The 21998-nt window shown below is 40.4% G+C and carries 19 protein-coding genes; 6 read left to right on the top strand and 13 right to left on the bottom strand.

Going from position 1 to position 21998, the window contains the following annotated elements:
- Positions 1 to 11: 11 nt before the first annotated feature.
- Positions 12 to 1064 (bottom strand): ferredoxin--NADP reductase, encoded by a 1053-nt coding sequence (locus tag K7X70_RS12785; protein ID WP_222537461.1) that lies wholly within the window; start codon positions 1062 to 1064, stop codon positions 12 to 14.
- 78 nt (positions 1065 to 1142) lie between these two features.
- Positions 1143 to 1952: a lytic transglycosylase domain-containing protein gene (locus tag K7X70_RS12780; RefSeq protein WP_255607135.1), complete on the bottom strand. Its 810-nt coding sequence runs from the start codon at positions 1950 to 1952 to the stop codon at positions 1143 to 1145.
- 221 nt (positions 1953 to 2173) lie between these two features.
- Here K7X70_RS12780 and K7X70_RS12775 point away from each other — a divergent pair, with 221 nt between their 5' ends.
- Together K7X70_RS12775 and K7X70_RS12770 are read left to right on the top strand one after the other, a co-directional pair.
- Positions 2174 to 3802 carry a pseudouridine synthase gene (locus tag K7X70_RS12775; protein ID WP_222537460.1) on the top strand — a complete coding sequence of 543 codons (1629 nt, stop codon included), beginning with the start codon at positions 2174 to 2176 and terminating at the stop codon, positions 3800 to 3802.
- 102 nt (positions 3803 to 3904) lie between these two features.
- Positions 3905 to 5017 carry a lactonase family protein gene (locus K7X70_RS12770; RefSeq protein ID WP_222537459.1) on the top strand — a complete coding sequence of 371 codons (1113 nt, stop codon included), beginning with the start codon at positions 3905 to 3907 and terminating at the stop codon, positions 5015 to 5017.
- A gap of 137 nt (positions 5018 to 5154) precedes the next feature.
- On the opposite strand, the gene bshA is transcribed toward K7X70_RS12770, so the two are convergent.
- The 3 genes from bshA to tilS form a co-directional block, all read right to left on the bottom strand.
- On the bottom strand, positions 5155 to 6327 hold the full coding sequence (gene bshA, locus K7X70_RS12765) for an N-acetyl-alpha-D-glucosaminyl L-malate synthase BshA (RefSeq protein ID WP_222537458.1): 1173 nt from the start codon (positions 6325 to 6327) through the stop codon (positions 5155 to 5157).
- A 196-nt stretch (positions 6328 to 6523) separates the two neighbouring features.
- Positions 6524 to 7006: a hypothetical protein gene (locus K7X70_RS12760; RefSeq protein WP_222537457.1), complete on the bottom strand. Its 483-nt coding sequence runs from the start codon at positions 7004 to 7006 to the stop codon at positions 6524 to 6526.
- Between the two features lie 57 nt (positions 7007 to 7063).
- Positions 7064 to 8440: a tRNA lysidine(34) synthetase TilS gene (gene tilS, locus K7X70_RS12755; protein WP_222537456.1), complete on the bottom strand. Its 1377-nt coding sequence runs from the start codon at positions 8438 to 8440 to the stop codon at positions 7064 to 7066.
- A gap of 195 nt (positions 8441 to 8635) precedes the next feature.
- Between tilS and K7X70_RS12750 the strand changes: the two genes are divergently transcribed.
- Positions 8636 to 11257, top strand: a complete 2622-nt coding sequence (locus K7X70_RS12750) for an OstA-like protein (protein ID WP_222537455.1) — start codon at positions 8636 to 8638, stop codon at positions 11255 to 11257.
- Here K7X70_RS12750 and rdgB read toward each other — a convergent pair.
- Together rdgB and K7X70_RS12740 are read right to left on the bottom strand one after the other, a co-directional pair.
- Positions 11232 to 11807 carry an RdgB/HAM1 family non-canonical purine NTP pyrophosphatase gene (gene rdgB / locus K7X70_RS12745; RefSeq protein WP_222537749.1) on the bottom strand — a complete coding sequence of 192 codons (576 nt, stop codon included), beginning with the start codon at positions 11805 to 11807 and terminating at the stop codon, positions 11232 to 11234. The two genes, K7X70_RS12750 and rdgB, sit on opposite strands and share 26 nt — an antisense overlap.
- Positions 11807 to 12490, bottom strand: a complete 684-nt coding sequence (locus tag K7X70_RS12740) for a hypothetical protein (protein WP_222537454.1) — start codon at positions 12488 to 12490, stop codon at positions 11807 to 11809. Before K7X70_RS12740 ends, rdgB begins: the two co-directional genes overlap by 1 nt.
- 145 nt (positions 12491 to 12635) lie before the next feature.
- Between K7X70_RS12740 and K7X70_RS12735 the strand changes: the two genes are divergently transcribed.
- The 3 genes from K7X70_RS12735 to K7X70_RS12725 all read left to right on the top strand — a co-directional run bounded on the left by K7X70_RS12735 (position 12636) and on the right by K7X70_RS12725 (position 15581).
- Positions 12636 to 13193, top strand: a complete 558-nt coding sequence (locus K7X70_RS12735; protein ID WP_222537453.1) for a hypothetical protein — start codon at positions 12636 to 12638, stop codon at positions 13191 to 13193.
- Between the two features lie 62 nt (positions 13194 to 13255).
- Complete coding sequence (locus K7X70_RS12730) at positions 13256 to 14614, top strand: peptidylprolyl isomerase (RefSeq protein WP_222537452.1); 1359 nt, start codon at positions 13256 to 13258, stop codon at positions 14612 to 14614.
- Between the two features lie 4 nt (positions 14615 to 14618).
- On the top strand, positions 14619 to 15581 hold the full coding sequence (locus K7X70_RS12725; protein WP_222537451.1) for an AAA family ATPase: 963 nt from the start codon (positions 14619 to 14621) through the stop codon (positions 15579 to 15581).
- Positions 15582 to 15718: 137 nt separating this feature from the next.
- On the opposite strand, the gene K7X70_RS12720 is transcribed toward K7X70_RS12725, so the two are convergent.
- From K7X70_RS12720 to K7X70_RS12695, 6 genes are all read right to left on the bottom strand, one after another.
- Positions 15719 to 16606 (bottom strand): glycerophosphodiester phosphodiesterase family protein, encoded by an 888-nt coding sequence (locus tag K7X70_RS12720; RefSeq protein ID WP_222537450.1) that lies wholly within the window; start codon positions 16604 to 16606, stop codon positions 15719 to 15721.
- Positions 16607 to 16857: 251 nt separating this feature from the next.
- Complete coding sequence (locus K7X70_RS12715) at positions 16858 to 17715, bottom strand: nuclear transport factor 2 family protein (RefSeq protein WP_222537449.1); 858 nt, start codon at positions 17713 to 17715, stop codon at positions 16858 to 16860.
- Between the two features lie 93 nt (positions 17716 to 17808).
- Positions 17809 to 19269 carry a cysteine--tRNA ligase gene (gene cysS, locus K7X70_RS12710; protein ID WP_222537448.1) on the bottom strand — a complete coding sequence of 487 codons (1461 nt, stop codon included), beginning with the start codon at positions 19267 to 19269 and terminating at the stop codon, positions 17809 to 17811.
- An 18-nt stretch (positions 19270 to 19287) separates the two neighbouring features.
- A complete protein-coding gene (locus tag K7X70_RS12705; RefSeq protein ID WP_222537447.1) occupies positions 19288 to 20400 on the bottom strand; it encodes an endonuclease/exonuclease/phosphatase family protein in 1113 nt (370 codons plus the stop codon).
- The gene (locus tag K7X70_RS12700; protein ID WP_222537446.1) at positions 20400 to 21263 is read right to left on the bottom strand and encodes a rhomboid family intramembrane serine protease; all 864 of its coding nucleotides are present in this window, start codon (positions 21261 to 21263) and stop codon (positions 20400 to 20402) included. The genes K7X70_RS12705 and K7X70_RS12700 overlap by 1 nt, the downstream gene beginning before the upstream one ends.
- Complete coding sequence (locus tag K7X70_RS12695; RefSeq protein WP_222537445.1) at positions 21256 to 21996, bottom strand: rhomboid family intramembrane serine protease; 741 nt, start codon at positions 21994 to 21996, stop codon at positions 21256 to 21258. The genes K7X70_RS12700 and K7X70_RS12695 overlap by 8 nt, the downstream gene beginning before the upstream one ends.
- Positions 21997 to 21998: the final 2 nt, after the last annotated feature.

Raw genomic sequence — 21998 nt, 5'->3', positions numbered from 1 at the left:
GCTGATCATTTTTACCAAACTAATGTGGTGCCGTTTTCAGTGGGGTGTCCGGTACAAACCAACACTCTTCCCGCTTCAATTTCGTTGTCCATTAAAACTTCATTGTAATCCATCCTGACCCGCCCCTTGATGCAATTGGCAGTACAAGTGCTGCATATCCCCGCATGGCAACTGTATGGCAGGTTAATGCCTTGTTCTAAAGCTGCATCTAATATGCTTTGCTGGTAAGGCACATTGATTTCCTTGATTTCTCCTTTAAAATGGAGGATCACGGAATAGGTATTCGTGTCTTTTATGACCTTTTCTGTCGTATCGTCTTCATCGGCCTCATCTTCCGGCAGCACAAACGTTTCTTTTTTGATCTGTGCCTGATGGAAACCCAGGTTCAATAGTGTAATTCTGCAGACATCCATATAATCTACGGGGCCGCAGGTGTACAGCAAGGCATCGTCTTTTTCAAATTCCAGATTTTCCGCTACAATACGTTCAATCAGCTGTCCGTTTAAGCGGGCCATCATCAGGTTTTTGGCCGTACTGAAAAGGTAAATGATTTTTAGGCGGTCTGGATATTTTGCCTGCCATTCGTTCAGTTCTTGATAGAAAAGGCTGCCTTCCGCAGATTTGTTACTGTAAGCTAAAATGACTTTAGTATGTTTTTCAACGGTCAATGCCGTCTTCAATATCGAGAATAATGGTGTGATGCCTACTCCTGCGGCGAATAAAAACACCGTTCTTTTGATGTCTTCCTGCGGAATATAGCTGAATTGTCCGTTCGGTTCCAATGCAGTCAGCTCCTCACCAACAGCCGTATTGTGGTGCAGCAGTCTGGAAATCTCTCCATTTTCTACTCTTTTGATGGCAATTGCCAAAGGTTCCTCCAGATCTGGGGAACTGCAAAGGGAATATGATCTTCTCAATTCTTTTCCATTCCGCTCAAATACAAGCGTTAAGAATTGTCCGGCCAGGTAAACAGGTTTTTCTGCTGCTATTGGCTCAAAACTGATGAGGAGAGTTTCGCCCGGTGTATAAGTCATCCCGGTAATGCGCAATTTTAACAGTTTCATAGGCGAGTAAAATAGTGATTTTCCGAGAAAACAAAAAGCCGGAATAAATTCCGGCTCCCCCCTTTGTCAATTTTTTTATTACTCTGCCCGCTCTACTTTGTCTGCTTCGCTGGCAGCCTTCTCCGCACTGTATGCTAAAAACGCTCTTGACGCTTTATAACCATACTGGTTTGGAAATTCCATGATTTGTTTCATGGAAATCAATTTGTAAACGTAACTAGCGGTTTCGCTATTTAGTTTCATCTTGAAATAGTTGTCTTGTTTTTGTCTGTTGATCTGTTTACGCATGTGGTTATCTCCCACATTATAGGCGGCCGCAACGAGTGCCCAATTGTCAAATATTCCGTAGAGTTCTTTGATGTATTTGGCGGCGGCGATCGTAGACTTGCGTAAGTTATTACGTTCGTCAACTTTCGAATTTACTTTCAAACCATAGCTGCGTGCAGTAGCCGGCATAAACTGCCAGAATCCTGCTGCTCCTTTTGGAGAAACGCCCGCTTTTAACCCTGATTCCACTAAAGGCATATACTTAAAGTCCTCAGGAATGCCGTAGGCGGCAAGTATGGGTTCTATTACAGGAAACCATTCTGCTGCTTTATTGTGCAAACGGTTGGTTTGTAGATTACTGTAACTAAATTTAGCAAGGGCCTTTTCCATTTTCCGCTCCACAATCGCATCCCCTAATGGTAGTCCTTCCTCTGCAAATTTTAGATCAGCCATTGTTTGAGCTGGCTCCTCGATCTCTGATACTAATGTATCCGTATTTTTTGTTATTTTTTCTTCTTTTAAAAGACTTTTTGCTGCTTGGGGCATGTTGTAAGCAAACACTTTTGCGATTACCAGTAATGTTATAATTACCGTTAATGTTATTATGTGTTTCTTTATCATTTTCCTCCTTTTTTTGGTTAATAATTTTAAAACGTTTGCAAAGATAACGTATATTATCTTAACTATCAACCTTTTACAAAAACTGCTTCCAAAATCAACGTTTAAACACTCGTAAACCACGATTTTTTACAACTCTTACAACTTCGCAAAATAGTAGCAATAAATTGCTCGATTTTTACTAAATTTGCACCCGCATAAATTATGCGGAATAATAGCGTATCATGATGAAAGACAACAACAGGAACAGTCGGGATGACAAGTCCAAATCGGGCAACAGAAGTTCAACAGGCCAAAATCGTAGCGGAGGAGACTCTTCTTACAGAGATAAAAGCAAGTTTGACGACAAAGAGGGGAAAGATAAAAAATTTGGTGGCCCGAGAGATTTTAACCCAAGAGAAGGTGGATCAAGAGACTTCAAACCTCGTGAAGGCGGATCAAGGGATTACAAACCACGCGAAGGTGGTTCAAGAGATTTCAAACCACGTGAAGGTGGTTCAAGAGATTTCAAACCACGCGAAGGTGGTTCAAGAGATTTCAAACCACGTGAAGGCGGTTCAAGAGATTTCAAACCACGTGAAGGTGGATCAAGAGATTTCAAACCACGTGAAGGTGGATCAAGAGATTTCAAACCACGTGAAGGCGGTTCAAGAGATTTCAAACCACGTGAAGGCGGTTCAAGAGATTTCAAACCACGCGAAGGCGGTTCAAGAGATTTCAAACCACGTGAAGGCGGTTCAAGAGATTTCAAACCACGTGAAGGTGGTTCAAGAGATTTCAAACCACGCGAAGGCGGTTCAAGAGATTTCAAACCACGTGAAGGTGGTTCAAGAGATTTCAAACCACGTGAAGGTAGTTCAAGACCTCATAGTGCAGGTAGCTCAAGAGACGTACCTCCTTCTGACAAAACACGTAGTTATATAAAGAAAGATCATTTCGGAAAAGGGGATCAGCCTTTCAGGAAATTTGATGATAATAAAGGTGGCGCTTCAAGAAGTACGGACAGCAGACCTTTTAGAAAAAGAGAAGACGAAGGTGGTTCAAGAGATTTCAAACCTCGTGATGCACGTCCTGACCGCGAAGAAGGTAGCAATACCACAATGCGCAGCAGAAAAGCACCTTTCGTTAAAGATGATGGCTTAATTCGTTTAAACCGTTACATCGCCAATTCAGGAATTTGTTCCCGTCGTAAAGCGGATGAACTGATTGCTGCTGGTGTAGTATCTGTAAATGGGGAAGCAATTTCTGAGCTTGGTCATAAAATCGACCCTGCGAAAGATGAAATCCGTTATAATGGTGAGTTGTTGAAACGCGAAAAGAAAATTTACGTGTTATTAAACAAGCCTAAAGATTACATTACGACTACTGATGATCCTCAGGAACGTCGTACGGTAATGCAATTGGTAGAGAAAGCAAGCAGAGAACGTATTTATCCGGTAGGAAGATTAGACCGTAATACTACAGGTTTATTATTGATGACCAATGATGGCGATCTTGCTGATAAATTATCTCACCCAAGAAATGGCATCACTAAAATCTATCATGTAGAATTAAGTAAGACTTTAAGTCAGGGTGATTTCAACAAAATCCAGTTCGGATTAGAATTGGAAGATGGTTTGATCAAACCTGATAACATTTCTTATGTAGCCGGTGGTAGTAAAAAAGAGATCGGTATTCAGATCCACAGTGGTAAAAATAGAATCGTCAGAAGAATATTTGAACACTTAGGTTATGATGTTGTGAAACTTGACCGTGTCGTTTACGGTAACCTGACTAAAAAAGACCTTCCTCGTGGAAGATGGAGATATTTAGAAGAGCATGAATTGATTCAGATCAAGCATCTGATCAAGTAATTTCTTGTAAAAAGATCCAATAAAATACCATTAGCCTGTTCTTTACTTCTGTAAGGAACAGGCTTTTGTTTTTTTAAGATAATTTTAAATAAATTAGCCCTCATGAAGAAACTCTTATTTTTCCCGGTTATTATGCTGGCACTACAAAGCTGCGCACAGAAAAAAGATTATAATTTAATTGTAGGTACCTATACGAATACAGGGAAAAGTGAAGGGATTTATGTGTACGATTTCGACACTAACACCGCTGCTGTTAAAGCAAAAACTGTGACCAAAAACGTGGAGAACCCAAGTTACCTGGCTTTAGGTGATGGTAATAAAGCAATTTATGCAGTAAATGAAACTTCAGAAACCAGTGCTGTCAGTGCTTTTGGCTTTGATGCGGCATCCGGCAAGCTGACCTTCTTAAATAAACAAGCCACCAATGGTGCAGATCCTTGTTATGTGATCGCAGATAAAAAGAATGTGATTACCGCAAATTATTCAGGTGGCAGTATCTCCGTATTTGGCATTGAAAAAAGTGGTGCTCTATCCGCCATCAAACAATTGGTTAAACATACAGGAAAAAGCATAGATAAAGCCCGTCAGGGAAGTGCTCATGTGCACATGGCACAATTTACACCAGACCATAAATATCTTGTCGTAGACGATTTAGGGACAGATAAGGTTTATTTATACACCTACAATCCTGATGGCGGTAATAAAGTATTGACGGTTAAAGACAGCGTTGCCATCACTCCTGGAGCTGGCCCAAGACACCTGGTGTTCAGTAAAGACAGCAAGTACGCTTACCTGATCCATGAAATTGATGGAGGGATCACTGTATTCAGTTATAGCGATGGGAACCTGACCGAAATTCAGAAAACTAAAATTACCGAAGATGGTTTCAAAGGAGAAAATGGTGCAGCTGATATTCACTTATCGCCAGATGGCAAGTTTTTGTACGCGAGCAACAGAGGTTCAGAAAATAAGATCACCATTTTTGCTATTGAGAAAGGTGGGTTGCTAAGCGTTAGAGGATATGTACCTACTTTAGGAAAAGGTCCGAGGAATTTTGCGATCGATCCAACAGGAAAATATTTGCTGGTTGCACACCAGTATACGAATGATGTGGTGATTTTTGAACGTAACCTGGAAACAGGCGCGCTGACCGACACCGGAAAAAGAATTTCCGTAGGTGCACCGGTTTGCCTGGTATTTGCTCCTGTAAAATAATTAGGGAATGATTTTATAGTACCTGAGTGGAATATAATTGGGTATTAAAATATAAAAAGAAAGGCCTTTGGATGATCCAAAGGCCTTTCTTTTTATGGTGTACTGTTCTTGAAGGTGTTTTCCTAAAACAACTCAACTTATTTGGTTGCTGCTTTCAAACCACCCTTCACAGGATTATTGATTTTTGCTTCTTCAATGATCTGCGTGTAATAGTCTACATAAACTGGCAGAATTTTCTTCAGGTCAAAGTCTTGCGCTCTGATAAAGGCGTTCTCTTTAAACTGCTGTAACACCTCATCATTTTCCAGAATCAGAATTCCTTTAGCAGCCATATCATTTACATCTCCTACATTACTCATAAAACCGCAGAAGCCGTCAACATTTAATTCTGGCAATCCACCGGCGTTAGAAGTAATCGCAGGTACTTTACAAGCCATTGCTTCTAATGCAGCCAAACCAAAACTTTCAGATTCCGAAGGCATCAGGAATAAATCCGACACGGAAAGAATTTCTTCTATCGCATCTTGTTTCCCTAAAAAGCGTACATGTTCGCAAATGCCCAGGTCTCTGCACAACTGCTCACAATACACACGTTCAGGACCATCCCCTACCATCAGTAATTTAGAAGGGATTGTTTTCTGAATCTTTTCAAATGTCAGGATTACATCCTGGGTACGTTTCACTTTTCTAAAGTTAGACGTATGGATTAAGATGCGCTCGTTATTAGGTGCGATTGCTTTTTTAAAGTGATCTTTTGGCTTTAAGCTAAAGCGGTTGAAATCGATAAAGTTAGGAATCACTTTGATCTCGTTGGTGATCTCAAAATGTGCTTCTGTATCTTCTTTCAGATTTTGGGATACCGTGGTTACGCCATCAGACTTATTAATAGAGAAGGTAACCACAGGTTTATAGGTAGGATCTTTCCCTACCAGGGTGATGTCTGTTCCGTGTAAAGTGGTGACAAAAGGAATATTGATTCCATAAGTTTCCAGGATTTGCTTGGCCATAAATGCTGCTGAGGCATGTGGAATGGCATAATGAACATGGAGGATATCCAGCTGCTCAAAACGAACTACATCTACGAGTTTACTCGCCAGGGCAGATTCATAAGGTGCGTAGTCAAATAAAGGATAGTCCCTTACAGATACTTCATGATAGAATAAGTTGGCAGAGAAAAAGTCGAGGCGTGCAGGCTGACTATAAGTAATAAAATGTACCTGATGTCCTTCATCAGCGAGCGCTTTACCTAATTCAGTAGCGACTACACCACTACCTCCAAAAGTTGGGTAACAAACAATACCTATTTTCATTCTAGCGAATTTGTTTTTTGTGATATTCTTATCTCAAATACACGAATCAGGCTGTGTGATGTTACTCTGACACAAGCGCTTGCTTAACGTGCTGTAAAGACAACACCAATCCAGAAAAACGGTTTGATTTCTTTTGTTTTTACAGATGCAAAGAACAATACTTAAACTGAGCTTTGTGTTAAACAAATGCAATTATTTAAGATTTCATCTGGTCTTTTATGACCAAATACATCTCATTGGGGCGTTGGGTACCAATGAAGTATTCAAAACCATCATGATCGGTCAGCACAACAGCATCTTTTCCAGAGGAATAGAAGCGTACACTTCCTTTACGGTGCAGGTTATACACAGGATTGTTGAACAGGTAATTGCTATAAGTATCTTTTCTGACGCTTTTAATGGTATTGAGGTCGATTTCTACCTTTCTAGCAGACCATAATCCGTCGATCAGGATCTTCTTGTCTTCAATAATGGTTTTATATTGAATCATGAACATCAAAATAATGGAAACACCAATGATCCCGAAACCGACTACCAGGAATAAGTCCTGGGTATTGTCGCGGTCACGTTCGTAAACATAAGCCGCAAAACAAAATGCAGCCATGACCAAACGAATACAGATTCGGATATAATCGCGGCCTATATATTGTTTCTCCAAAAATGCGTATCGGTTCCCCATCTATATAATTTTCAATAAAGTTACTTTTTTTTTCCTTTGCATAGTAAAGCAACCGGGTTAAGATTGTTTAGAATTTGTAATATATGGCGCTGAGAAGGTTAAAATAGTAATATTTTTTGTGGCAGGGTCCAGCTTATAGCGGTTGTCCTGGCGCATTCCAGCTACCCAGATCACCTCACCATTTCCATTCAGCAAAATCGGTACCGTATCTTTTCTGGTAAGCGGAACTTTTTCATCGATAAAAAAGTCGCTGAGCTTTTTATAGTGTTTCATTCCGAAAGGTTTGAATTTATCACCTGGCTGCCTGTTTCTCACAATCAAGGGATAAATCAATTGATCGGTATCGAGGTAGGCTTTGCAAGGATCTCTTTCGATCTGGTAATTTTCATCAAATGCTGCTTTGCTCAGTCGAATGCTGCTGAAAGTCCCATTTGGCGTTTCTAGTTTATCTGCTGTTGGGTGCCAGAGTAAATGCTGTCCGATTTCTACTGATAGTATTGGACTGATGATGAGTTCATCTCTATTTAAAGTGAGCTGGTGACTGCTGCTGAAAAAAGAGATCCCGCTTTGTTTGTCCAATGCCTGGATCAGATCGGCAATCACCGCTTCCGAAAAATGGTAAGGTTTCAAGAGTTCAAACATCAGCAGTTTCTGTGGATTCAGGCTTTTTACTTTTTCAATGGATAGATAAATACCGTCGTGTTCAGTTCTAAACATCACATTGCGCAATTCCGTGACCACTTGCTGTAAGACCTGTTCCGTATCAGCGAAACGCTGAATATTGTGCTGAAAAGTAAGTTCCAGACTTGCATTGATTTCCTTTAACTGCGGAATGACCTTTAAACGGATTTTGTTTCTCGCATAATTGGCGCTCAGGTTGGAGCTGTCTTCGACATAATCAATGTTTTCAGCATCGATTAAATCATTAATTGCGGTACGTGTTAAAAATAGCAGCGGCCTGATCAGTTTTCCTCTTTTCGGCAAGATGCCATGTAATCCGGCAATGCCTGTACCCCGAGTTAAATTCAACAAGACGGTTTCTATAGCATCGTCCTGGTGCTGTGCCAGCGCAATACGCTGGTAACCTTCCTGATTGCTCAATTCCTCAAACCAATGGTAACGCAGGTCTCTGGCCGCCATTTGAATGGAAATCTTATGCGTATTGGCATATGCTTTCGTCTGAAAATGTTTTACATAAACGGGTACACCTAAAGTTGTGCCCAGCATTTTCACAAAATGTTCATCACGAACAGATTCTTCGCCCCTTAAGTTAAAGTTGCAGTGTGCGATTCCAAAATTATAGCCTGCCAGTTTAAACAGGTGGGCCATTAAAACGGAATCCCTCCCCCCACTCACTGCCAGAAGAATCTGGTCATCGTTAGAGAAAAAGGCGTTTTGCTGGATATATGCTTTAAATTGATGAAGAGGTAACATCTTTCAAAAATAGCATTTACTAATGGATTTTAATTTGATCGGTATAGCAATAATTGTAATTTATACGTTTAGAGGGTAGCGACAATCAGAAGATCCCTAAGGCTATTTCCAGATCTATTTAGGAGACAAAAAAATAGCGCAATTGAACTCCATTTATTCTGATGAAAATGGTAAGCAAAAAACTAACTTTGTAACGTGCAGAAACTATATATTTTTTTCATTTTATTTCTACTATCGTTTTCTCTACTTGCTCAGCAGAAGACCAAAATCATTCTTAAAAGCTCTCAGCGTGCAAGGGTAGAAAAGAATAGCAATACGACTTATCTGAGAAATCCGGTATTTCAACAGGACAATGCGACTTTGGCTTGCGATAGTGCTATATTTTATGAAGCTAAAAATATGTTTGATGCCTTTGGCAATGTACACATCAACCAGGCAGATACGATCAATATTTACTCGGATCGGTTAACCTATGATGGGAATACAAAAAATGCACACTTGACCAGTAATGTGAAAATGATCGACAAAGAGTCGATTTTAACTACTAATATCCTGGATTATAACCTGGGCAGTAAAGTTGGAACTTATGTAACTGGTGGAAAGATTGTCAATAAAGACGTAACGCTGACCAGCAAAAACGGCTATTATTTTTCTAATAGCCGGGACGCCTACTTCCGCTACAATGTGGTTGTAGTTACCCCGGAAACCACCATTAAATCGGATACGCTAAGGTATAACACTTTAACGAATTGGACTTATTTCTATGGCCCAACTAATATCATGGGTAAAGACGACAACCTTTACACAGAAAACGGTGCCTACAATACGAAAACCCAATATGCTTACTTCGGCAAAAAAAACTTGTATACCACAGGTTCCAAATCGCTAAAAGGAGACAGTTTATATTATGACGGGATTGCCGGATACGGTAAGGCCGTCCGCAACATTGTGTTTAGAGATACGGTGGATAAAACCGTGATGTACGGTCAATTGGGCTATTACTACAAAATTGACCAGCGTACGGTGGTGACGAAAAACCCTTATGTAGGCCTGGGAACTTCCGATTCTATTATGGTGGGTAAGAAACTTGTCCCGGATACTTTATGGATGGGTGCCGATACGCTCGAAACGCAGATGGTACTCCTTAAAACCTTAAAATTAATCTCCTCCCCTGTGTTGAAGAAAGACAATGAGATGGGAGAAGCAGAGGAAGCACCGGAAGAGAAGGTTGGTACCAAAAAACCGGCTGTAGTTGCGGAGACTGATCCAAGAAAAGATAAGAAAAAAGATAAACAACCGGTTGCAGCAATCCCTCTGGGCGCTGCGGATTCCAGCAAAACAAAGCTGCCCAGTACAGCCGGTTCGCTCTCTAAAGGAAACCCTCCCTTAAAAAAGGACTCGATTCTACTGAAAAACGACGCTGATCATTTGAAAAAGGATTCCATTACCTTGAAAAGTAATCCTATTCCTATAAAAAAGAAAGAAGCCCCCTTGAGTAAAAAAGGCGCAAAAAAGATAGTTGCAGACAGCACCATATTGGTGGTATTGAAGGCCGCGGAAGTGATCCAGCCGGAATCGCTGACAGACTCCGCAAAAACGGCGCTGGAGAAAGGTAATACAGATCCACTGAAAAAGGCAGCCGCTGAGGCCAAAAAAACTGCAGGAGCACTGGCAGGAAATAAAGCAGGCGCAGTAAACAAGGCAATTTCAGGCGCAAAAACCAATACAGGAAATAAAGCCATTGCCGGAGCTAAAACAGTGGCAGGCGCTAAAAATGGAGCAGTAAAAGCAGCGAATGCGGTAATGGCCAAAGATTCAATTCCTTTTAACCCTTCGGATACGGTAAAAACAAGAATCATTAAGGCTTATCACAATGTGAGGGTTTACAAGTCCAATATGCAGGCCAGAGCAGACTCCTTGTTCTACACCAGTTCTGACTCTACCCTTCGCTGGTACGGCAAACCAATACTATGGTCGGAAGGTTCCCAGCAAACTGGAGATACCATTTATTTGAAACTAAAAGATAAACAACTGAATACATCACAAGTACTCAGCAGCGCCTTTATGGTGAATGTAAATTTAGATTCTGCCAGGTTCAACCAAATCAAAGGGAAACTGATCACCGGATTTTTCGTGAATGGCAAGCTGAACAGGATGTTTGTAGATGGAAATGCGGAAAGTATCTATTTCAACAGGGAAAAAGACAGTATTTATACAGAGATGAACCAGACGGTCAGCAGCCGGATTAAGATCATTTTTAAGGAAAAAGAGATCAGTGAGATCATCACTATTAAAGATACTGAAGGGGTAAGAACCCCGATTAAGGAGCTTAAAGCAGATGTTTTCTTAACCGGGTTTATCTGGAAGCCGGAATTAAGGCCATTGTCGAAGAAAGAAGTCATCAATGGAAAGCCGAAACCGAAACCTGGCGCAAAGAAACCAGCTGGTCCTAAAGGGCCAAAACCACCGGCTGAAAAGAAAGATGAGAAAGAAGCCACTGTAGCCCCTCCTGATGGGAAGCCAATTTCTGAAAAGGAGATCCTTCCAGGGAAATCTCTGCCGAAAAGTATCAATGGCGTTCCGGTTCCTTCCACTGAGGCCATAAAAAAAGAAGCGATTAAAGCAAGTGCAACTAAAGCGGGTTCCCTTAATCCAGATTCTTTAAAAACAAAAGCATTAAAGGCTATCCCATTAAAGGTAGACAGCGCCCAAATAGATAGTCTTAAAAAAGTAATTAAAAAAAAAGCGGCTCCAATTAAAGCCGCTATTCTTAACCCGACAACAAAACCAGTTACTGCTCCTTCAAAAAAGCAATAAGCTTACGCATGGCAATGGCACGGTGTGAGATTTCATTTTTCTGCTCCATACTCATTTGGGCAAAACTGATGTCATCACCGTCTGGGACAAAAATCGGATCGTATCCGAAACCTTGCGTACCCATTGGTTTTTCGGCGATATGACCGTTAATAATGCCTTCGAAAAGATAGTTCTGCTGATTTTTGAAAAGGGAAACTACCGTTCTAAAACGGGCTTTTCGATTGGTTTGCCCTTCCATCTTTTGCAGCACAAGATTTAAATTTGCAGCATCATCCTTAATTCCAGAATACCTGGCAGAATAGATCCCTGGTTCCTGGTTTAAGGCTTCGATTTCCAAACCACTATCATCAGCAAAGCAATCCAACTGGTAATTTTCCAATACATACTGGCTTTTTAAGGTCGCATTCTCCGCAAATGTGCTTCCTGTTTCCGGAATGTCTACGGTACATCCGATATCCGACAGGTTCAATACTTTATATTGGCCGCGCAATAAATTGCCGACTTCTTCTGTTTTATGTTTATTATTTGTGGCAAATACCAATTCAGTGATCATAGTCCTAATTGTTTAAGGCTTCCCCATAATGTTTTCTTTCCGCCTGGATCCTGTTCCAGTTTTCTCAATTCTCCTGAGAAAATTACGCGGACATCCCCCTCCATCACGATCTTATTCTCCGGATGTGAAGGCAGCTGTAAATCTGCCGCTGATACGCCAAAAGCGAATACCAAAACGCTCGAAAAATGCTGCTGCAAATCCAAGAAGCTGGTTTTCGGGTATTTAGCATAATTTAACAATGCAAAATCACTGGCCGTCAGATTGATCGATTTTACGATTTTACGCAACAGTTCTCTGCCTGCCTCATCACTCACCTCATGATCTGCATCATTTACCAAAATAAGGATCTTCTTTTTATTCTGACCAAGATACTTGAAAGATAAGGCAGCTGGCTTTTCAATAGCAGGAAATTGAGGAATCGTTATCGGGATCGTGACTGAAGGGATTACAGGAGCAGGAATTGGAGTAACCGCAGCTACAGTACCTGTATCCACCCCTGACACCGGATTTTCTAAATCCGCCGCAGCAATAGGTTCCGCAGGAATCGGCGCGCTAACTTTCTGTAGATCAGACTCCAGTACTTCTCCAGTTGAAAACCCTTCCTCCCCCTTAATCAAATAAATATCATCTGTAAAAAATAAACGTAAAGCGTCTCCGTTGGTTGTTAGTTCGCTACCCATTATTGCTGATTTTGTTGGAAATCTTTTTTCTGTTAAAATTAGTTAAATATCTTATTATAGTGCCTTTATTTATTACTTTTATGCCTTAAAATATATATAGCATATATCTTTCGTGAGAAAAACTTGTTGCATTATCTTCTTCAGTATGACCTTTGCCGGCGCATTTGCACAAAATGTAGCCAGTATTAATGGGAAACCTGTAAGTAGTAAAGAATTTATGTGGGTTTATAAGAAAAACCACCCTGGGACTTCAAATATTGAATTTAAAGAACTGGAAGATTATTTAAACCTCTACCTGGATTTCAAACTTAAAGTACTCGATGCTAAAGAAATGGGATTTGACAGGGATACGGCCTATCTTTCAGAAATTAAATACTATGAAACCGCCCTGCGTGCTCAGAAAAAGGTGGCCCTTCCAAAGGAAACCTACTCGATGATCATCAATGAGTACAAGAACGCGGTACTCATGTTTAATGTATCGGAGATAAAAGTTTGGGATAAAGCTCAAAATGATACCCACCAGCTTCGCAACTTTTATGAAAGAAATCAATCACTTTATGGTGATGGTTCCTTTGAAGAACAAAAAGGAGTGGTGATCGCTGATTATCAAAGAGCACTGGAAAAAGATTGGGTGACCCAATTAAGGGATCGATATCCGGTAAAAGTAAATGAGGCGGAATTGAAAAAACTGGCAAAATTATAAGCACAGCGCCCCAAAAATATTAATGTTAAATTTGCAAAAGAATATAATTGAACGTACATAGAATGAAGAAATTTTTAGTGATTGCAAGCGGTTTAATCTGTTTGTTTTTAAACACACAGGCGCAAAAGAAAAATATTGATAAAGTTGTTGCTGTATTAGGGAATAATATCATTTTATTATCTGATTTGAACCAACAATATGCGCAATACCTGAATTCTGGAAACCCACCTGATGAAAAGGTAAAGTGTTATATCCTTCAACAGATGCTTGCTCAAAAATTACTGAAGCAACAGGCGGAAATCGATTCAATTACCGTAGATGAGAATCAGGTAGACAATGAAGTGGAGAAAAGGATGCGTATGCAAATTCAACGTGCTGGTGGTGAAGAGCGCTTAGAGCAATTCTTAAACCGTTCTGTTTTGCAATACAAAGATGAAATCAGACCAGACATCAAAGAGCAGTTGATTTCTGACAATATGCAGCAGCACATCACAAAAGATGTGAGCATCACTCCTCTTGAGGTAAAAAAATACTTTGATTCTTACAAAAAAGACAGCTTACCTGATATTCCTACAGAATTTGAGGTTGGAGAGATCGTGCTTCACCCAAAACTAACGAAAGCAGAGAAGCAAAAATTCTATGATAAAATCGATGCGTTAAGGTTAAGGGTTAAAAGTGGTGAAGACTTTGCCTTCCTTGCAAAATCATATTCTGAAGATCCAGGATCGGCACCTGATGGTGGTGATTTAGGTTTCTTTGACCGTACAAAAATGGTAAAAGAATTTACAGCATGGGCCTTCAAATTGAAAGCCGGTGAAGTTTCCCCTGTTTTTGAAACAGAACATGGTTTCCATATTTTACAGGTGATTGAGCGTCGTGGAGAACAAGTCCAGGCCCGTCACATTTTAATTCGTCCACAAACAACGCCAGCCAGTTTAGAGCGTGTAAAACTGCAGGCAGACAGTATTTATAGCAACATCGTCAATAAAAAAATCACTTTCTCTACCGCTGCTTCTTTGTATTCAGACAATAAAGAATCACAGTACAATGGTGGAATGATGCTTTATGCAGATAACGTAACCGCAAGAACGACTTTTATTCCTGCTGATAAACTAGATCCTAAAGTATTCTTAGTGGTAGACACGATGAAAGTAGGTGATCTATCTAAACCAGTGCTATTCACAGGTCAGGATGGTAAAGAAGGTTACAAATTATTGTATCTGAAATCTAAAATCCCACCACACAAAGGAAATCTGGAACAAGATTATTCGAAATTCAAAGAGAGAGCACAGCAGGCTAAAATTGACCGTACGCTGAGTGAGTGGTTTGAGAAAAGAAGAGAAAATACTTACATCAGAATTAATCCTGATTATGACCAGTGCGATGAGTTAAAAATCTGGGCTCAAACTTCTAAAAAATAAATCTATGCCGTTTGAAAATGAGATTAAAGCAGTAGACGCCTTACATCAGGTATACAAAGACATTAAGGCCGAGATTGGCAAAGTGGTTATTGGGCAGGATGAAGTGGTGAAATCGGTTTTAATCGCTATTTTCAGTAATGGCCATTGTCTGTTGGTTGGTGTTCCCGGTCTGGCTAAAACCCTGCTGGTTCAAACCGTATCGAATGTGCTGGATCTTAATTTCAATAGGATCCAGTTCACTCCAGACTTAATGCCCAGCGACATCATTGGCGCGGAAATTCTTGGCGAAGACCGCAACTTTAAATTCATTCCAGGACCGATATTTTCAAATATCATTCTTGCAGATGAGATCAATAGAACGCCGCCGAAAACACAGGCTGCCCTATTAGAAGCCATGCAGGAAAAAGCAGTTACTGCAGCCGGACAAAGACATATCTTACCGAATCCCTTCTTCGTATTGGCGACACAAAACCCAATTGAACAAGAAGGCACCTATCCGCTTCCAGAAGCACAATTGGATCGTTTTATGTTCCATGTGCATTTGGGCTATCCTTCTTTTCAAGAAGAATTGACCATCGTAAAAAACACGACCAGTAATCAGGATGTTCAGTTGAAAAAGGTCATCAATGCACAGCAGATTCAATATTTCCAAAAACTGGTTAGAAACATTCCTATCGCAGATAATGTGGTAGAATATGCTGTTAAACTGGCTAGTAAAACGCGTCCGCATACTGCGCATGCGACCGAGGAGGTGAATAAATACATCAGCTGGGGCGCAGGTCCGAGGGCCTCTCAGTTTCTTGTAGTTGGTGCCAAGTGCCATGCGGCGATTTCTGGGAAGTATTCACCAGATATTGAAGATGTACAGGCGGTAGCAGAAGCAATATTAAGACATAGGATTGTTCGGAATTACCGTGCGGAAGCAGAAGGTCTTTCTATGGAACAGATCATTAAAAACTTGTTTTAAAATTAAGCGATTCCGCTGTTCTACACAGGGCTATCGGTCGATTCCAAAGTAGCATTCATTTTATAACGATAACTGATTTATATCAAGGCCCTTGAAAATTTTCAAAGGCCTTCTTTTTATGCCGCATTTGCTTTCCTTTAATCTTCTTTCAGCAGGGATGGTTTAAACAGATTTGGATAATCCGTTACCAGACCGTCTACTCCTAAATCAATCAGATACTTCATCTCTTTAGTAGAATTGATCGTCCATGGAATAATTTTAATCCCAGCTTCGTGACAGCGATCCACTAAGCTTTTTCCCACCAATACTGAATATGGGCTATATACTGTGGGCTTAAATCCCAATTCCTCTATGTTAATTTCAAAGTTTTCCTTTTCATCGATCAGCAATCCAGTTTTGATTTTAGGATAATGCTCATGAAGGTATTGAAGTGTACGGATATCAAATGATTGGATGGTCACTCTTTTTTCCAGTTTCTTTCTCTTCACAACTTCCATAATCAGGTCTACAAACTCCGAAGGTTCCGGTTGAAATTCTCCATCTCCTTTAGGGATCAGTTTTGTTTCAATACTGTAATTAGGCTTAGCAAGTTTGTTCAATTTCACATAAGACTCCACTGAATCAATCGTTTCTTCCAATAGTGGTTTATATGCTTTAAATTTCTGCTGACCAGGATAACGGTTGTGAATTTTACTTCCTACATCGAATTTCTTCACCTCCTCATAATTCATTTTGTAGATGTTGTATTTCTTTTGATCTTTTAAGCTGATGGCTTTACCATCTGGCTTCAAACTGATCTCTGCATTAAAGTAAGGCTCCTGGGAAAGCACCACCTGCTTATCTTTTGAAATCACGGTATTCATCACTAAGGTATTTACACCTAGATCTAAAGCTTTAATCATTCCTGGGATGGTATTTTCAGGCATTATGCCACGAGCGCCTCTCTGGCCCTGTAAATCGAATTTCTGAGCCTGACTTTGACCGGCCATCAACATTGCCGCAAGGATTAGTATATTTTTCTTCATTAAATGTATTTATTCATTAATTATGGTTACTCTTCATCCATAACGCAGATAAAGTATGATCCTTATATGGATGGACATTAAAACAATATCGCAATGAAAATAAAGGATTAAAAATGGAAATCTCAAAAGCTAATACTAAGCGGTATCCAAAAGACAAAACTCAGCAAGATCAAAGGATAAAAAATCAGCTATAAAAAAAGGGTTTTTAAACCAATTGTTAAAAACCCTTTTTCTCTTATATTTTCATTTGATTAACGCTCAGCTGGTGCGAAAACCTGCATGATCAAGTTCCAGTTGTGGTCAGCCTGACGCTCATAGATAAACACGTAGTTGAAGCTTTCTCTTAAGTCTGCTTTATAATCAATGGTTGCAACACCGTAAGTATAGGCAAGATCACCACCTAAGGCTTTATCTGCTTTCGTCGTTTTAAGGGTCATATTTTTCACCATACCGTTGTAGAAAGCCATAGCTTTATCTTTTCCAACGATCGGTTCATATCCAGGGAACAATACTCTGGCATCAGGATTTAAGAAACCTGCAAATGCAGCTACACCATAAGATTTCAGGGTAGTATTCAAGGTTTTCTCTGTGGTCACGATGATATCAGTTCCCGCAGCTCTTTGTTTATCGGTTGCAAATTTAGGTTTATAATATTCTTTAGGCTCGATATAAGCAGTTTCCAGTTTATTCAATGGTTTATTATGCGTAGTACCTAGATCTAATGCCAATTCCCATTTGCCATCTTTCGCTTTCCAAACTGTCAAGTACTGACCGTAAGTTTTCTCTGCCCCATCGATTGTATAAGGACCTGTAGTGAAACCCCAGTCGCCGCTTTTAGCTACTCTTGCATAAGTTGGCGTCCAACTCACATTTTTACTATCTTCCTGTGTGGCATAAAAAGTTTTCGCATTTACCGGATTCGGTCTAAATACCAATGCATCATTAGCGGAAAAACTAGTGTAAGCACTTTTGGCGCCATTTTTTGCCAGGCTTTCGGCAAATTCTTTCTCTGCTTTAACCAGAGATTTAGTGGTTCCGTCCGACTTCTGTGCATAAGCACCAACTGTCATAGAAAGGGCTACTACTGTATAAAGGAATTTATTGATCATGATTTGAAATAGTTTGAATGATATTTTTGTTTGGTACGAATATAATTGTTCTGATGTTTTTGAGCTGCAAAATTAATTAACAATTCAACATCCTTAGGCTTTACTCCAGGTCGTTCCTTCTTTGCTGTCTTTCAGTTGGATACCCATACTTTGCAGGCCCAATCTGATTTTATCAGAAGTTGCGTAATCCTTGTTCTCTTTTGCCGTCTGACGTAAGTCGATCACCATATCTAATACTGAATTTAATGCGATATTAGAAGTCTCCTCGTCTTTTAGTCCGAAAATATCATACACAAAATCCTGCATCAGTTGTTTAAGCTTGTCCAGTTCCGCTGCAGAGATCTTTCCTTTTCCATCATACACCGTATTGATGATTCTGCTGGCTTCGAAAAGTTCTGCAATCACCACCGGACTGTTGAAATCATCATTCATTGCTTTGACGCAATTGTCGATGATCGGATCGATTTCGAAATCGCTGCTTTCAGCTGGTGTCAATTTATCGAGTAAACTCAAGGCATTCATCAGCCTTTTAAATCCTTTTTCCGAAGCATCTAAAGCTTCATTTGAAAAGTCAAGTGTACTGCGGTAATGCGCCTGTAACATGAAGAATTTAACCGTCATCGGGCTGAATCCTTTTTCCAGTAAAGCATGGTCTCCACTAAACAATTGTTCCGGTAAAAATCCGTTACCTGCACTTTTCGACATCCTCGTACCGTTAACGGTCAGCATATTGGTATGCATCCAGTATTTTGCGGGTTGTTTATGACTGCAAGCTTCAGACTGGGCAATTTCATTCGTATGGTGCGTTGCTGCAAGGTCCATTCCACCGCCATGAATATCGAATTCTGCACCAAGATATTTGGCACTCATTGCAGAACATTCAATATGCCATCCTGGAAAACCTTCTCCCCATGGGGAAGCCCAGCGCATTAGTGTTTCTGGTTTTGCTTTAATCCAAAGTGCGAAATCTAACCTGCCGCGTTTCTCATTTTGTCCACCCAGTTCTCTGGTATTCGCCAGCATATCCTCCAGGTTTCTATTGGTAAGAATGGTATAGTTATAAGTCTCACTATATTTTTCTACATCAAAATAGATGGTTCCATTGGATTCATAAGCATAACCATTGTTCATGATCTCTTTGATCATTTCAATCTGCTCGATGATGTGTCCGGTAGCGGTAGGCTCGATGCTTGGCGGCAATGTGTTGAACATTCTCAATACATCATGGAATCCCAAAGTGTATTTTTGTACAATTTCCATTGGTTCCAATTGCTCCAGTTTCGCTCTTTTCGCAAATTTATCATCTCCTTCATCACGATCACCTTCCAAATGGCCGGCATCGGTAATGTTGCGCACATAGCGCACTTTATAGCCACTGTATTTCAAATACCTGAAGATCAAATCAAAAGAGATGAACGTACGACAATTGCCCAGGTGCACATCGCTGTAAACAGTAGGTCCGCACACATACATACCTACATGAGGTGCGTTTAGCGGTTCAAAAAGTTCTTTTTTACGTGATAGGGTATTGTAGAGCTGTAAGCCTGTATTCATCTTGCAAAGGTAAAAATTTTAGGGTGTTAATATCAAATCACTGCGAACAGGAAAATGGTCTGACAATTTAGCGGGAATCACAAGATGATTCAACACTTTAATGTCTTTTGTAGTGGCAATATAATCAATTTGGAAGTTAGGAAACTTCCCGTTATAGGTTCTTCCCAAGCCGGTACCTTCTTCCTGAAAAGTATTGTGTAAAGATTTTGTCAGCTGCGTTACGGCATAAGAAGCTGGGGTATCGTTAAAATCACCAGCAATCAGGAAGGACGTCGAACAAGTGGCCATGTGGGCCTTCATGATGTCGACCTGCTCACTTCTCTTTAGAAAAGCATTTCTAAGCAATACCAGAATTCTCTTAGAAGGTTTAATTCCTGCATTCATCTTTTTCGCTACCTTATCAATATAACTGTAATCCTGCTTATCAAATGAGATAGATTGTAAATGAATATTGTACACCCTTAATTTCTTTTGATTCACTTCGATGTCTATGAAAATACTGGCATTACCGCCAAAGTTGGGTCCGAAAGCGATCGTTCCGGTGTCCTTGATCGGGTAACGGGAAAAGATGGCGAGTCCTGTTGCTTCATAATCATTCTTACTGGAAGGCACAAAGAAAAAGTGTTTGGTTTTTAGGATTCTTTTAAGGCTATCGGTAATGTCGAATGAGCCTTTTTTACGGGTAAAATATTCCTGAAAACAGATGACATCTGGGTTTTCTTTTTCGATCAGTTCCAGCATCTGCTGTTTCACAGATTCTACATTCTCCAGTCCATAGGGTTTAAAGCTATGTACATTGTAAGTCATCATCCGTAAGGAAGCAGGCTTATATTTTGGTCCTTTATCCTCATCGCCAAAAACGCCTATGGTTGCAGTTAAAGCTTGCCATCCTACCAGAATCAACGCCACTGTGCCTATTGCAAACATCCAGCGTCTGCGCAGGCACCACCAGATCACCATAAAAATATTCAGAAAGAGAATAAAAGGATAAGCAAGGCCAAAAAAAGCGATCAACTGATACTTCCTGGGGTCAAATCTCCCGGCAAGAAAGCCCAGTACAAGTGCCAGCGCCAATGCCAGTGCCAATACCCGGACCAGTTTATCAAAAAATGTAGGTTTTGATCGCTTCATTAATGTTTGCTCGCCTTAAACAGGGTTTCCTTTTCGTCTTTACTTAACTTATCATATCCTGATTTGGAGATCTTATCTAAAATCGCATCTATTTCATGCTGATTTACGGAGCTTGCAGTTGATTTTGGGGCAGATTTTGAAGGTTCATTTCTCACCACTCTCAGCTTAGGTTTTCTTTTGAAAAGCTGACTCCAGTCTCGTCCTTTATGCAGCACTTTAATGTAAGCAAAGCCAAATAAGGCCCCTCCGATATGGGTAAAACTACCTCCAGCATTGGCTGAAGCCAGTCCAATCAGCTCCATTGCAATATAGGCCATGGCCAGATATTTCAATTTCACATCCCCAAGCAATAACATTCTAATGCTATAATCAGGCACCAATGTAGCAGTAGCCACAATTACAGCCATTACCGCAGCCGATGAACCGATTACTGTTGCTCCTGCTACTGATCCTGCAAAAACAGGGAAAATGTTATAAGCCAGCGTGTACATTGCTGCACCAGCAATCCCTCCGCCGAGGTAGACAAAATGAAACTGACGCGGTTTTAAGAAATCCAGGAAGATTTTACCCATCCAGTACAACCAAAGCATATTGAATAGCAGGTGTAAAAATCCATCATGAAAAAACTGATAGGTAATCACCGTATAAAAGCGGAATGGCAGCTTGGCGATCGATGCCGGATAGCCCAGATATTCCCTGATAAAAGCAGGGAAATTTACAGATCCGATACCGGATAAGAAGAAAGGAATACCCAGAAATGCCACTATTAAAAAAAGCAGCACATTGATGCCAATATAAAAATATACCGGATTTCCGGATTGAAACACCCGGTATTTTAGATCTTCAATAAAAGACTTATTCATAGTATTTATAAAATCTATTGTTGTCCTTGTCTTTCCACAGTTTAACCAATATAAAGCCTAATAATGCACCACCTAAGTGTGCATAATGGGCAATAGAGTCGCCGGGAACACGTGCTACTCCTAAAGATAATTCCATTAAAATATAAACAGGAATAATATATTTTGCTTTTACCGGAATCGGGATGAACATGATGTACATTTCCGTATTCGGGTATAACATTCCGAAAGCCACTAACAAGCCGAAAATAGCACCTGAAGCACCTACCATTGGGAAACCATAAATCCCGATCAGGGTATCTCTGGCTTCTGCGGAAATGCCGGGAACACCTACCTGCGCCATCCCCCGGGTTAAATCAACCATTACTGGGTTATGCAGTACAGATCCTGTAATTTGATATACTTCATAGGCCTGTACCCCCATTTGCAGAGCTACCGCCCCCAGTCCAGTGATCAGGTAAAAGTTTATAAAGCGTTTCGCTCCCCACCTGTTTTCAATGACACCACCGAACATAAATAGGGCGAACATATTGAAGAAAATGTGCATAAAATCACCATGCATGAACATGTAGGAGATCGGCTGCCAGATTCTAAAAAACTGCGAGTCGAAGTAAAAAGCGCCCAACAAATAATCCAGGTCGATTCCTGCATTTTTCATCACGTACTTGGCAGCGAAAAAAAGCGCATTAATAATGAGCAGGTTTTTGACTACTGGTGGAATATGGATATTATTCATCG

This window comes from Pedobacter polysacchareus (genome assembly GCF_019802255.1).
GTDB classification, from domain to species: Bacteria; Bacteroidota; Bacteroidia; order Sphingobacteriales; family Sphingobacteriaceae; genus Pedobacter; species Pedobacter polysacchareus.
The sequence above is the reverse complement of the archived record's forward strand: the minus strand, read 5'-3'. Positions and strand labels throughout refer to the sequence as shown.

Coding starts and splice junctions, on each gene's coding strand:
- K7X70_RS12715 (WP_222537449.1), bottom strand. CDS start 17,715: ATGATCAATAAATTCCTTTATACAGTAGTAGCCCTTTCTATGACAGTT.
- K7X70_RS12700 (WP_222537446.1), bottom strand. CDS start 21,263: ATGAATAAGTCTTTTATTGAAGATCTAAAATACCGGGTGTTTCAATCC.
- K7X70_RS12785 (WP_222537461.1), bottom strand. CDS start 1,064: ATGAAACTGTTAAAATTGCGCATTACCGGGATGACTTATACACCGGGC.
- K7X70_RS12760 (WP_222537457.1), bottom strand. CDS start 7,006: ATGGGGAACCGATACGCATTTTTGGAGAAACAATATATAGGCCGCGAT.
- K7X70_RS12720 (WP_222537450.1), bottom strand. CDS start 16,606: ATGAAGAAAAATATACTAATCCTTGCGGCAATGTTGATGGCCGGTCAA.
- K7X70_RS12730 (WP_222537452.1), top strand. CDS start 13,256: ATGAAGAAATTTTTAGTGATTGCAAGCGGTTTAATCTGTTTGTTTTTA.
- K7X70_RS12695 (WP_222537445.1), bottom strand. CDS start 21,996: ATGAATAATATCCATATTCCACCAGTAGTCAAAAACCTGCTCATTATT.
- K7X70_RS12740 (WP_222537454.1), bottom strand. CDS start 12,490: ATGGGTAGCGAACTAACAACCAACGGAGACGCTTTACGTTTATTTTTT.
- K7X70_RS12775 (WP_222537460.1), top strand. CDS start 2,174: ATGATGAAAGACAACAACAGGAACAGTCGGGATGACAAGTCCAAATCG.
- K7X70_RS12705 (WP_222537447.1), bottom strand. CDS start 20,400: ATGAAGCGATCAAAACCTACATTTTTTGATAAACTGGTCCGGGTATTG.
- bshA (WP_222537458.1), bottom strand. CDS start 6,327: ATGAAAATAGGTATTGTTTGTTACCCAACTTTTGGAGGTAGTGGTGTA.
- cysS (WP_222537448.1), bottom strand. CDS start 19,269: ATGAATACAGGCTTACAGCTCTACAATACCCTATCACGTAAAAAAGAA.
- tilS (WP_222537456.1), bottom strand. CDS start 8,440: ATGTTACCTCTTCATCAATTTAAAGCATATATCCAGCAAAACGCCTTT.
- K7X70_RS12725 (WP_222537451.1), top strand. CDS start 14,619: ATGCCGTTTGAAAATGAGATTAAAGCAGTAGACGCCTTACATCAGGTA.
- K7X70_RS12770 (WP_222537459.1), top strand. CDS start 3,905: ATGAAGAAACTCTTATTTTTCCCGGTTATTATGCTGGCACTACAAAGC.
- K7X70_RS12735 (WP_222537453.1), top strand. CDS start 12,636: ATGACCTTTGCCGGCGCATTTGCACAAAATGTAGCCAGTATTAATGGG.
- K7X70_RS12780 (WP_255607135.1), bottom strand. CDS start 1,952: ATGATAAAGAAACACATAATAACATTAACGGTAATTATAACATTACTG.